The organism is Photobacterium phosphoreum, assembly GCF_002954725.1.
In the GTDB taxonomy this organism is placed as follows: domain Bacteria; phylum Pseudomonadota; class Gammaproteobacteria; order Enterobacterales; family Vibrionaceae; genus Photobacterium; species Photobacterium phosphoreum.
Map to the genome: position 1 here is coordinate 845,020 of NZ_MSCQ01000002.1, position 13,097 is coordinate 858,116.

General features: G+C 38.3%; 13 protein-coding genes. 2 read left to right on the top strand and 11 right to left on the bottom strand.

Going from position 1 to position 13,097, the window contains the following annotated elements:
- Positions 1-180: 180 nt before the first annotated feature.
- Entirely contained in the window at positions 181-837 is a 657-nt protein-coding gene (locus tag BTO21_RS15715) for a helix-turn-helix transcriptional regulator (RefSeq protein WP_045028412.1), read from the bottom strand.
- A gap of 176 nt (positions 838-1,013) precedes the next feature.
- Positions 1,014-1,214, bottom strand: a complete 201-nt coding sequence (locus BTO21_RS15720; protein ID WP_036792228.1) for a hypothetical protein — start codon at positions 1,212-1,214, stop codon at positions 1,014-1,016.
- A gap of 626 nt (positions 1,215-1,840) precedes the next feature.
- Between BTO21_RS15720 and pdxY the strand changes: the two genes are divergently transcribed.
- On the top strand, positions 1,841-2,698 hold the full coding sequence (gene pdxY / locus BTO21_RS15725; protein WP_045028413.1) for a pyridoxal kinase PdxY: 858 nt from the start codon (positions 1,841-1,843) through the stop codon (positions 2,696-2,698).
- Positions 2,699-2,766: 68 nt separating this feature from the next.
- Here the strand turns inward: pdxY and BTO21_RS15730 are convergent, their stop codons facing one another.
- The 4 genes from BTO21_RS15730 to BTO21_RS15745 form a co-directional block, all read right to left on the bottom strand.
- Positions 2,767-3,546, bottom strand: coding sequence for an ABC transporter permease (locus BTO21_RS15730; protein ID WP_045028416.1), 780 nt, complete (start codon positions 3,544-3,546; stop codon positions 2,767-2,769).
- A gap of 4 nt (positions 3,547-3,550) precedes the next feature.
- Complete coding sequence (locus tag BTO21_RS15735) at positions 3,551-4,216, bottom strand: ABC transporter ATP-binding protein (protein WP_239997951.1); 666 nt, start codon at positions 4,214-4,216, stop codon at positions 3,551-3,553.
- A gap of 295 nt (positions 4,217-4,511) precedes the next feature.
- On the bottom strand, positions 4,512-6,506 hold the full coding sequence (locus BTO21_RS15740; protein ID WP_045028418.1) for a bifunctional metallophosphatase/5'-nucleotidase: 1,995 nt from the start codon (positions 6,504-6,506) through the stop codon (positions 4,512-4,514).
- 212 nt (positions 6,507-6,718) lie between these two features.
- Positions 6,719-8,563 carry a hybrid-cluster NAD(P)-dependent oxidoreductase gene (locus BTO21_RS15745; RefSeq protein WP_045028419.1) on the bottom strand — a complete coding sequence of 615 codons (1,845 nt, stop codon included), beginning with the start codon at positions 8,561-8,563 and terminating at the stop codon, positions 6,719-6,721.
- 202 nt (positions 8,564-8,765) lie between these two features.
- Here BTO21_RS15745 and BTO21_RS15750 point away from each other — a divergent pair, with 202 nt between their 5' ends.
- Positions 8,766-9,338 (top strand): cytochrome b/b6 domain-containing protein, encoded by a 573-nt coding sequence (locus tag BTO21_RS15750; RefSeq protein WP_045028420.1) that lies wholly within the window; start codon positions 8,766-8,768, stop codon positions 9,336-9,338.
- A 122-nt stretch (positions 9,339-9,460) separates the two neighbouring features.
- On the opposite strand, the gene BTO21_RS15755 is transcribed toward BTO21_RS15750, so the two are convergent.
- The 5 genes from BTO21_RS15755 to BTO21_RS15775 all read right to left on the bottom strand — a co-directional run bounded on the left by BTO21_RS15755 (position 9,461) and on the right by BTO21_RS15775 (position 13,097).
- Positions 9,461-10,627, bottom strand: coding sequence for a glutathionylspermidine synthase family protein (locus tag BTO21_RS15755; RefSeq protein WP_045028421.1), 1,167 nt, complete (start codon positions 10,625-10,627; stop codon positions 9,461-9,463).
- Between the two features lie 28 nt (positions 10,628-10,655).
- Entirely contained in the window at positions 10,656-11,267 is a 612-nt protein-coding gene (locus BTO21_RS15760) for a DUF1190 domain-containing protein (RefSeq protein WP_045028422.1), read from the bottom strand.
- Positions 11,268-11,286: 19 nt separating this feature from the next.
- Positions 11,287-11,700, bottom strand: coding sequence for a DUF350 domain-containing protein (locus BTO21_RS15765; protein ID WP_045028423.1), 414 nt, complete (start codon positions 11,698-11,700; stop codon positions 11,287-11,289).
- Between the two features lie 18 nt (positions 11,701-11,718).
- Positions 11,719-12,345, bottom strand: a complete 627-nt coding sequence (locus tag BTO21_RS15770) for a YjfK family protein (protein ID WP_045028424.1) — start codon at positions 12,343-12,345, stop codon at positions 11,719-11,721.
- Between the two features lie 68 nt (positions 12,346-12,413).
- Positions 12,414-13,097, bottom strand: coding sequence for a PspA/IM30 family protein (locus tag BTO21_RS15775; RefSeq protein WP_045028426.1), 684 nt, complete (start codon positions 13,095-13,097; stop codon positions 12,414-12,416).

Below are 13,097 nucleotides of genomic sequence, written 5' to 3' on the forward strand. Positions count from 1 at the left end.
CATTTATCACGCCAAGGAAAAATATTTAACTAACGAACTGAAATAATAATAGTAATAATTAAAGTGCATTCTCAATATGCTTTAATGTTATTTACATTTACTCAATATTAAGACGCAAATTGCAGTAATAATGATTACTGCAATTTTCATTCAATAACAAAACACAGACTTTATTTATCGTTATTGCACATCATGAGCACGAATTTCTCGTAAATAACGGTAAATAGTATGAATAGAAATATCTAACCCTTTAGCCGCTATTTGAGCACTATCTTTAAGATCAAAAACGCCTAGATCATGTAATCGTGTCACAATCTCTCGGCTTTTCTTTGAGGGTGGTATTGAACTATCGCTGGTTACTTGTTTACGCACATTTTCAATTGAACTATGCATCATTTCATCATTATTACGAGCAAATGTTTCTGCAGTAACGCCGTGATCACAATAAGCACCAATCGCAGGCATTAGGCTATGAATCATCGACTGAAATGGTGCATCAAGATTAAAATTAACGCAAAGTAAACCAATGGCTTGTTGCTGCTTATTACGAATAACTGTCGTTAATGAGCGTAAAGTTTTACCCTCTGGAGATTTAGTAATATAGGCTTTAGAAACATCTTGACCTTCGTTTAATTTGACTAATGCAATATTGGTAATTGGTGCGCCCACTTCACGTCCCGTAATATGCCCATTAGCAATTTTCATAATTGACGGATTACGTGAATCTAAGCAATGCAGTAATACTTCTGTATGCTCCCCCCACATTGCAGCAATACCATCAACAATATTTTCCATTGCGTGAAGAATATCATAATCACTATCTGTCAATTCATGCATTTTCTCTACCTTTTCTAAGCAAAAACCACTCACTGAGTAGTTTTTTTATCTTATCAACATTTAAGCAGACATAATATCAATATTATAGATGTAAAAAATCCCGACCAAGGCCGGGATCTTTTTATTTAATTATGGATAAACAGGTTTGTTAACCAATATTTATCTCATTCATTAAATTAGATAAAGCGAATTTTAACTGCTTTAAGTTTGTTACTTGAATCATCTAACGTAAATTCAACCATACTACCCGATGAAGGCTGTGAACGACTGCAAACTTGAGATGCATCGAAACGAATATCGCCACCAAGGTCGCTAGTAATTAAACCAATTTTTTCAACTGGGTTGAAGCTACGAATAATACCTGTTTGTGAAGTCATAGTTTATATTTCCTTTACGCCCAAATATTGCTTTTTATTAGCATATATATTTGAGGCTATCAATTTGAGTTTAAATAGATTTATACCAAATGGTTAATTAACCTTGGTATAGAGCTTTACTCATTGACCTACTACTTCTTATTAACTATAAGATCACCCTTCTTATAGCATTGCACTGTTACTACGTTTGCAACATAAACGGATAACAATGATCAGAAATGACATTGTGGTTTTTATTTAAAACACATTAGGTCTGAGCAACAGACGAATCGAACATTAACGCCTATTTTTGACGCTGTAAATGATTTTTTAATTAAAATTGATAAAAATTTGTGGATAACCACTGAACAAAAATATAACCACTTGTTTTTAAATTAAAAAAACAAACTTTCAAAAACAATTAAAAACACATCAATTGCTTAAAAAACAAACAAAACCATCAATAAAACATACTGCAATTATATTTATGTTCCGTTTTATTATTAACTGGAAATAAATTGTACATATTGTCGAACAATAAATAGTCTGCATTTTTGCAAGGAATAATTCCGATATAAAATGACTAGGTTTCTGATATCAGCGCATGTAAAGTATACCTATATATACGATGGTTATAAGGAACCTCGATGAAAGGTATTCTCTCAATACAGTCACATGTTGTTTACGGTCACGCTGGTAACAGTTCTGCAGTATTCCCTCTTCAACGTATGGGGTTTGAAGTTTGGCCATTACATACCGTACAGTTTTCTAACCATACGCAATATAAGCAAGGATGGACAGGAACCGCGTTTCCAGCAACCGACTTAATTGACCTAGTTAAAGGCATCAACAACATTGATCAGCTTAAAAACTGTGAAGCAGTCCTTACCGGATATCAAGGTAGTGCTGATCAATGTTTAGCCATCATCGACACGGTTAAAACAATTAAGCAACAAAACCCTAATGCTATCTATATTTGTGATCCCGTCATGGGTGATCCAGAAAAAGGCTGCATCGTCGCTGATGGTATTTCTGAATACCTTATTAATGATGTAATGCCACTGGCTGATGTGATTGTTCCAAACCAATTTGAACTTAGTCAATTTGTTGGTATGACGATCAATACATTAGATGATGCAGTTAAGGCATGTCAGCATGCGTTAACATTAGGTCCTAAAATGGTGCTAGTGAAACATCTTCATAGTTTATCGTCTGACAAATTCTCGATGATGCTAGCCACTAAAGACGGCTGTTATTTAGCACAACGTCCACATTTAGCCTTTGATAATCAACCTGTTGGTGTGGGTGATCTTATTTCATCACTCTTTACGGGTGGTTTATTAAAAGGTTGGTCAGCAGAACAAGCGTTTGAACATGCGCATAATGCATGTTACGCAGTATTAAAAGAAACCCACCGTCGCGGTGAATGGGAACTGCAAACCATTGCTGCTCAAGATGAAATTGTAGCACCAACTGAAATTTTCCCGATCACGGAAATTAAATAATACGGCTTATCAAACAGACGATTAAAAAGCAGCCTCATGCTGCTTTTTTGTTATCTATTCATTTAAAATCACAACACATTGCCATAGGCGTCAAATGAGCGCCGATTAACGATGGTTAATGTCGTAGCAACCGATAACACGCCAGACACAAAAATTGCCACCATAATCACTAATTGGTATTTAACTGCCACCAATGGCATTGCGCCACCTAAAATCTGACCTGTCATCATACCCGGTAAACTTACAATACCTAATGTCGCCATTGACGCTAATTGTGGCGTAAGCGCCGCTTTAAAAGCAGTGCGAATAAAAGGTTGTGCTGGCGTTGGCGCCCCCATTGTTAAATAATATTGATATTCCTGATGATTTTCTTTAAGCAAACTTCCCCAACGTGATAGTGCTAATACATTGGCAGTTAAACTATTCCCTAATAACATACCAGCAATAGGGATCATATATTGCGCTTGCCACCACGGTGAAACTTGAATAACACCGGCTAATAGCGCTGGTAATGCCACCAATAACGCCACAAATTGTCCGCAAATAACCGCAGGCAATACACGTTTTACGTTAACCTCTGAACGCTTACAAATGGTATAGCTGGCAAAAAGTGCCATTGCCGTTAACCAAACGACATTAAGGCTGATACTCTGCCATCCAAATAAGGTGTGTAAGTAAATACCGACTACAGATAACTGCAATGTCATTCGTAAAACAGACATCACCAGAGTGCGACTTAATCCCAATTGCCAGCGCTGAAATAAGACCAATGGGATAAGTAATAATAAATAAAACCCAGCTATTGCCGCCCAGTGTAAATCGATAGTGTGAGTAATTGCTGTTGTCATTAATCTATTCCTGTTCCATATCCATGTGATAAATCTTGTCTGCGGTCGCAAGCCAGCGTGGATCATGGGATACCGAAATACAGATAATATTTAATCCATCAATTAACTCAATAATATGATTACGCGCAGCAGGATCTAACGCTGAGGTTGGTTCATCCATTAACCATACGGGACGTTGCATGAGCACCGCTCGCGCAATGGCTAAGCGCTGCTTTTCCCCTCCCGATAATACTGTGACATATTTATCAATTGGCGTATTTAATCCAGCAAGTATTAATGCTTGCTGGCAATCTTGCTTTGATGGTGTCGTTACACTTGATGGCATTGCTTTAAGGTGCCAAGGTAATAATAATACCCCCAACACGGTTTCAGCCCCCATTACTGGCTGTTGCGGTAAATAGCATATTTGCTGACGCCAAAAAGATAATGCTTCAATATCAATAGATTGCTGTTGATAAGTGACATGCCCATGCTGCGGTGGTTTAAGCCCAGCCATCACATGTAATAAGCTACTTTTACCACACCCGGAAGCCCCCTCAAAGGCAAGGTGCTCTCCTGATGATAAAGAAACAGTTAATGGGGTTAACTGAGGATGCTCAAAGCCTGAGCGTAATTCAAATACGCATAAACAAGCCGATGCAGCAGAAGGATTAGCCGACAAATTCATCATGATGAAACACAAATAGTCATTAACAAGGAAGCTATAAGTGTATAAAAATTAAAAAATTACACAAATAGTTTAATTTAATAATCGTTATTAGTGTGATCAATAAATAACGGAATAACAGCAGCCAAAAATTCAAATAAACACTCTGAAATTATTTATTTTTTATTAACTTATATCTCACCTCGATCTTGATCATCATAAACATGAATAGCTTTTCATTTTGCCTATGCCAAGTTGAAGAATAATCAAAAAGAGCAACATGGTTAATATGTTGCTCATTATATTTGATAAGGTAAACCTATTTACTTGTTATTCGATCGAGTGTTACGACAGAATATGCCAATGGTACTAATTGATGACGGGCCTGCGCTGCATAATCAATAAAAGCCTGAGCATCGGTATTACATACCGTATTAGCGGCTTTACAATTTGGTGCTGCACCTTGATAAATAACCTGGTATTTATCGTCTACTTGCTTAATATTCTTGACTTTATAGCCTACTAATTTGCCATCAACATCAATCAAGTCGATACGATTTGAATGTTCTTTTTGAGCATTAAAAATAGGCGTCCAACCATCATTACCTGTGGCATTATAATTATTAATGACCACGTTATAGATTTTATTATCTTGTAATGGTGTCCATACTGGGTGCTTTTCTGTGCCTGTCATTACATCAACATCGGTTAAATGACCCGCTTTATGTGCCGCTGTTTCTACGAAGGTATAGCGAAGATGGCCGCCATATGGGTATTTACCCGCATGTGCCCCTTCCGGTAAAGTCGCGGTAATTGTCTGTTGTAATAACTGTTTAACCGTTGAGCCTTTCAATGACACGACTGACAAGAAATTAGAAAACGGTAACATTTCTAAACTTGCATTGCCCTCGCGGTATTCACCTTCGTTAATATTAGTACGAATACCTCCGGCACCAATTAAAGCAAAATCGACCTTTTTACCCGTCACTCGCTGCACTTGTGGCAAATTAGCCCAATAATATTGGCTTTCAGCAATTAAAGGCGCAACTTGTGAACCATGCTTATCATTAGCACCACTGTCTCCTGGGCGACGCTCATGTGTAATTTCAGTCGGTACTTGCGCAATTATCTTGCCGTACGCTTTTTCCACTGCAGGTTTATATTTAGTATCGATTTCATGCCGAAGTTGGCTATCTTCATTAATAATGACAATGTTCTTTTGCTGCGCAATAAACTGGTCAACCTTTGCCGTTTGCGCTGGGGTAAACTTATCTTGAGGTTTATGGTCAGCTTTATGATAAAACACATTGTTACTTAATAATGTATTATGACCAACACAGCTTGTTACTTGCCCTTGATCATTAAAACTCACGCTTACTTTACCCATAGCTTCAGCATATTTACCTGCCTGCACGATACAAGTTGCCGCTTTGCCATCAGGGTTAGTCACCATTTGCGCATAAGGACCGTTATTACTCCAACCGATATTAGTAAAGTCACCTAATAACGTATGAGAATGACCACCAACAATTAAATCAATCCCATTCACTTGCGCCGCTAATGCAACATCCGTCGCGTTACCAATATGAGTTAAAGCAATAATGTCATCAATCCCTTTTGATTTAAGAAAATCAACTGTAGATTGCGCTGTTTTAACCTCATTAAGAAACTTAACATCACCAGTATGAGGGGCGATATTAGGCATATCTTGTAGCACTAAGCCAAAGACTGCGACCAGCTTTTTACCCTTTGGTAATTTATTAATATTCTTTACTATTGTTTTATGATCACCGTCAAAAGCAAAAATACGGTAAGGGAGAATATTGGTTTGACCGTTGAAATTAGCATCATGGCTAACATCAACATTAGTCGCAATAATTGGGAAATTTAAGCTGCTGATAAAAGTGTTTAATTTTTGATTATTAAGATCAAACTCATGGTTACCTAATGCCATGCCATCTAATCCCATTTGATTCAGCAGATCAGCGTTCATTGCACCTTGGTTTATTTTAAAATACGCACTGCCTTGGAAAGCATCACCTGCCCCTAAAAATAATAGGCTTTGATTGCTTGTTTGAGCTTGCGCTTTATATGTTTTTACCATCGCTTGCAAGCGAGGATAACCACCAAACTCGTTAAAAACTTCAACGCCATTAGCAGAAAAACTAGATTTAACGGGATCAAAATGAGAGTGAGTGTCATTAATATGAGCGACGGTTAACGTAAAGTCATTGTGATTTGAGATAGACGCAGCATAAGCCGAGCCAGATAAAGCAAGAGTGATAGATAACGCAAGAATAGGTTTACTAAACATTAGAAGTCCCTAAATAAACCATAACACCTGTAATAGATGCCATAGGATACGATGCCTTTAATGCCTTTTCAGCAACTTATTTCACATTTAGTATTACTAATAGCAATAAAACCAACAATCTAAGTTTGTATGATCACTCTTATGATGACAGCAACACCATCAGTGCTACTGTCATTTAAGACATTCTGCTTATTTCACACTCTAAATAATTATTATGACTGTGTGATAGTTATATCGGTTTTAGGCACACAGCAACAGGCTAACACTTTACCTTGCTGTCTTTCTTGCGGTAATAATGCTGGCACATCAGGCTGCTCGACTTGCCCTGAGGTTAATGTCACTTTACACACACCACAAAAGCCAGCACGACAGCTATAATTAAGCCCAATACCTGCGGTTTCTGCTTGCTCTAATAATGTTTTTTGATTGTCCCCGTTAAAGATATGACCATTAATAGTCAGCTTTAGGGATTGTTTCGGTGCTAACTGCCCTCGTAATGGACCAAAGGCTTCTTGATGATAACGTGCTGGAGAAACCCCCATTTTTAGCAATAATTTTTTCGCGGCAACCATAAACGCTTCAGGGCCACAAACAAACACTTGGCGTTGTTCTAAATCACTGATCATCGCTAAATGGCTGATGCTTAATCGACCTGATTCACCTTGCCAATCTCGTCGCGGTTGGCTCAATACAATACGTAAATCAAGTGACGGGTGCATATCCTCAAGTTGATGTAATTCTTGTAACGAGGGAATATCAGCTTCAGTACTGCATTGATGATAAAACACAACGTCACGGACATTATCGTGATCAGATAAATACCGCAGCATTGATAACATCGGGGTAATACCACTTCCTGCTGACAATAATAATAATTTATCGGTATGAATCCCTAAGTGGAAATCCCCACCGGGTTTTTCTGTGACCAATACATCCCCGACTTGGAAATATCGATGTAACCAATTAGAGACGCGTCCATCATCAATACGCTTGACTGAAATAGCATAACGTCCCGGTCGAGATGGGCTGGATGATAACGTATAACGACGAGAAATAAACTCACCATTAATTTCAAGTTGTAATGGTAAATGTTGTCCGGGTAAATAAGGCGGTAACGGTAATTGCTGATGGGACTCAAACCAAAAGGTGGTAAAATCGGCGGCAATATCTTCACGCTCTACGCAAGTCAGTTGCAGCTTAGTTTCAATATTATCTGCGTAAATTTCTTGCGGCTTAGTTTCTAATACTTCAATCGCATCCCCTGCACGGATCATACCTTCATTAAGAGCAACTAGATTTTGTCCAAAGAATACTTCACCCATCGCATCAGCACGAAACGTTGCCATGGTTTTTAATGGCTCTTTAAGTGGGCTAAATTCACCAGTGAGGGGATCAACCGTAGTAAGAATACAACGAGCACACGGTTTAACTGCTTCAAATTCTACTTCACCAATACGGATCCGCTTCCAGCTATCTTCAGCAAAAGCTTCAGTATTAGACACCACTAAGTTAGTACGAAATTGTGCCATTGTGTGTTGCTCACTGCTACGCTCATTTAACGCAACTAATGATGCCTCACTGATAATTAACAACGGATAACCATCAGCAAAACTAACATTATGACCAATTTTAGGCCGCACACGCTGTGATTGTTGACCACAGAAAAGTAATTGCACTGAATGAGTAAGAATCTCGCTGAACCATTGGTTTGCGGTTATTGTTGTTGTATAAGCACTAAAATTATCACTCCATACCGTTGCAGCAGCATCTGCCATTTCAAAATCGGTATATTGTAAGACTAAATCGGCTTTATCAGGATATTGCAACACTAATCCGGTCATCGTTAGCGCTGCGGTAATTTTAACCATTTGCGGATATTTACGGGCTGTTATCATTGCCCCATCGTCACTTGCCACCATAAAACGACGATCAAATGCTAATCCTTGTTTTTCTACCCAAGCCTGAGATTGCATTAATGCAGCAATAGATTTCACTGGATAAACATGGATTTGTGATAATGTCGGCACGACTAAAGATTGGCTCACGGTGATCTCCATATACAAAAACGAAAACAATATTCATAAAACACAATGCAATTATTTAACATTTATAGCGAAATAAACAATCAATATCGTTATTAATGAATAATTATTTTCCGCTGTAATAGTAAAATATTACATATAAACATTTATGACTTATGTTAGATTTATAAAAATTTTCTTTCCCCTACTAACTAATCATCAATACTTTGGAGACGCTATGCCCCTTTTACGTTCTTTTTGGCGTTATATTACTCATTACTTTCCTAATGTCGGGTTACGTCATTTACATACCACACTAGCTGGATTAATTATTCTCCAAATATTAAACAGTAATTTAGTACATATGACTCATACTGGCGCAGTCAAAGTTGGTATGTTTAATACTCTGTTCTTGTGGTTGCATATTATTTTAGGATCATTAACGGTTATTGCGACTATTGGAATGATTATTTTCATGCTGACCAAGCAATCATTCCGACAATTCTTCCCTTATCTGTTTGGTGACAATGCGGTTTTGAAAGATGATTTAAAACAGATTATGAAAGGGAAATTACCAGAACCGCGTGAAAAAGGGTTAGGTAATATTATTCAAGGATTGGGAATAGGGGCGTTGATCTTAATTGAAACGGCGGCGTTAGTTTGGTTAGTCTTATGGTTAAATCACTCTCCTTATGCTAACGAAGCCCGTGAAATACATAAATCATTAACAGGATTAATTGAAGCTTACTTAATTGGTCATGGTGGAATGGCACTAATACACTTTTTAATTGAACGTAAACGTTTTAGTTAAGCATCAATACAAGAACGACCCAGCAACAAACAAAACTTGACCACAATCATAGAAATTCGGTAGTCAATAATTGACTACCGATATTTTCTTAATTCCCACAATAAATAAAAATTAATTTCATCTTATAGAATAATGTGAGGAATAAAACGCGACGAGTCTTTAGTAATTAATGTATTATCTTCACGAATGGAAAGACCTGCGGCTTTATCACCAACGACCCAACTGCCAATAACAGTGTAATCATCCCCAAATTTTGGCAAAGGATGAAATTCCTGATAAATATAGCCTTCTTCACCATAGTCACCGTCAGACTCAGCAATCACTTTGCCGCCTTTTTCTATTTTAACGTTGGCCCCTTCGCGTGAAAAAATCGGCTTTTTAACGATGCCTTGTTTATCATCGAGCAAATGTTTTTTATCTGCAAAATAGGCTGGCAACAAATTAGGATGGTGAGGATATTTCTCCCACAATAACGGCAAAATAGCTTTATTTGAGATAATGGCTTTCCACGGTGGTTCTAAATATAAAGTACCGTTATCTAAATATTTCGAGAAATCCTCGCGAAATAGCATTTCATACGGATATAACTTAAAAACCCATCGAATCACATGATCATTAAGATCGGTAAAATTCCCATCGTCATCAACGCCAATATCTTCAATATAAATAATTTTGGGCGTTAATCCTGCAACACGAGCACAATCAGCGAAATAGGTTACCGTACCATAATCTTCTTCGCCACCTTCAAGGCTACAAGCAAAATACAATACCTTGGTTTGGGCTTTTTCCGCTAACGTTGCTAAACGTTCAATAAACTTTTCTTGAAATGAATTAAATTGATCAGCACCACGTGAGAGACTATCTAACTTTACATTGTCTTCTAACCAGATCCACTGCCAGAAACCACATTCATACGCTGATGTTGGAGTATCAAAATTAGCTTCAAGCAATTTAGCAGGATTTCTGCCGTCATAACTAAAATCAAACCGCCCATAAAGTGAGGGGTCTTCGTTATACCAACTCTTGCGGATAAGATCCCAATTCGCCTTAGGTATCGCAAATTTTTCCATTAGCGCATCACTGCTGATGACATCATTTACCACCGCAAGGCACATTTGATTCAGTTCTTCAGTTGGCTCTTCAAGATCACGTTCAATTTGCTGTAAAGAAAATTGATAGTAATACCGTTCAGTCCAATATTCCTCTCCATCAAAGGTGTGAAATCGAAACCCAAATTCATTGGCTGTCATTCGCCAATCTGAGCGTTCTTTTATTGGAATCCGTAGCATTTTTATTTATACCTATTGAACCTGAAAATTAACCACCCCAGCCTCTGCTACGACTGCCGCCCCAACTCGATTTAGCACTCGCTTTCGATCCAAAACCACCGCGTGAAATCGTACGACTAACAGCCGGTTTTTCGTTTTTATATTTATTGTTATAACGCTGAGATGTCGATTCTTTATAGCGGTTATTTTGATTACGATTCCATTGATCCATATCAGAAGTTCGTCTTGATGATGGATAATAAATAGGCTGCGATGAATAATGACGACCATTGTCCATCATGCGTCCAACAATAAAACCTGCGAGCGCAGGAACCCAGTAACTATTATTATTACTGCCTTGTATTTGGCGACAATTATCCGTACCAGAAGACTGACAATCACTTTCTGAATCAAACTTTGGTGCTGCATCTACCGCTTGTTGGTAAGCGGTTGCACACATTTCCACTTGCTTGGGATTGGAACTGTCAGCATTAATACAGTCTTGTAAGGAATCATATTGGGTTTGCGCTAACGTGTCATTATCATTACACCCGGTTAGCACAATGGTTGCGCCTAAAGCGACTATCGTGATCGGCGCCCAATTGTGATACTGGTTCGATTTACGCATCTGATTACGATGAATATGACTACTGCGTTTCATAATATAATCCTCAAAGTCATTAATACGTCATGCACGCTGCATTTAACAAACCAACCGCAATCGCAATAGACGCTAAAATAACACCGGCAGACACTTCATCACGTTCAATACGCTCACTGATTTTAGGCAGGAAAATAATACGGATAATCAAATACGCAATCACTTGTGATACCAGTGCCACAACACCCCAAACGGCAAAATCTAATACATTTTGACTGTTTGAAATTGCAGATCCAACAGCAAGGGCATAACCGATAAACGAACCACCCATGCCAATGGCCGCGGCGACATTACCACTTTTAATCAATTCCCATTCTTTATACGGTGTTACCAATGGAAAAATAAAACGAAAAGCGATCAAGAAAATTAAAGAAATCCCAAAATATAACCCAAAATTACCGAGGGTCGATAAACTTACCATTAAATCCGACATCTACTGTTCCTTGTAGTTTTAATTAACTTTAAAATCATTTGGTTGTAGCTCAAATGCGGTACTCAACACTAAGCAACGATCAGCACTATTATTGACTATCTGCTCTTCGGCAGACACGATCAATACTTCACATAAATCAGCGTTTACGTCACGGCTATATAGCATGACAAATTGATCTGTGCGGCTATACTCCGTTTCAGACGTCCATGTTGTTTCTGTCATTGCTACAGGTAATTCGTTTTCCCACAGCTTGATAAAATCAACGCCATCGAGATCCCAGTGGGATTTTACCACCCCTTTGGCTAACCTTTCATTCCACTGTGTCTCGGTATCAATCGGGGTGGTTGAATAATAATACGACAGCATACACTGCTGTACATCTGCATCCGAATCACCATCCATTAAAACCTGCACCATCGCATCATCATCAGTGTAATAACGAATCAATCGCGTAGCATTATCTAACTGCACGACACCCACCGCCTGAATTAATTGCGTTGTTGCAGCACCTGCAATGGTTAAATCAGACTCAATAATTTTCATTTTTAGCGCATCTAATTCGATGACACCGCCTAATCTCAATCCCAGCACTTCAGGAATTAAAGACTTTTTCTCTGCGGGTTTTTTCTTAAAAAAATCGAACATATCAAATACCAAAAAATACCTTTTACCGCGAGATAAAAGGTATAAAGAAAGACGGATAAAAAATGACGTTATTTACCCAGAATACGAGCAAGTTCATCTTCTGCTGATGAGGCTGATTTTGAAATACCCGCTTCAGCTAACTTCTTATCTAATGACGACGATGAAGATTCAGACTCTAATTCTTCTGCGGCTTCAAACTTAGCCGAGGCCTCTGCTTGACGCGCTTTAATACGATCAAGAGAATCTAATGCGGTACTCATTTTACTGTTACTACCTGCATTAGCGGCTGCCACAGAGCTTTGCGCTTTAATAACGCTCTCTTGTGCTGCAACAACATCAACTTGTTGTTCGATTTGACGTAAGCGTTCTTTCGCCTGCGCGATCTTACTTTTCATCGTTGTTTCAGATTTCAAAAATCCATCACAATAAGCTTGCTCAGTCGATTGCTGACTGCGTAATTCCGCGACCTTTTGTGCACACTCAAGCGCTAACTCTTGCTGACCTTTTTCCATTGCGGTACGTGCATGTTTTTCATATTCAGAAATGCTCGCATCAAAGCTGTTCACTTTTTGTTGTGACAGCTTACGTTTAGCGATAATTGAAACCAGCGCTTCGTCTGATTTGCGCAACTCGATCTTACTTTGACGTAGTTCTTCATTCAAAATCGTAATCGCGTTCGCATCAGCAACAGATTCTGCCGCGTTATTCACCGAACCACGTACTAAATTAAACAATTTTTTAAATACACTCAT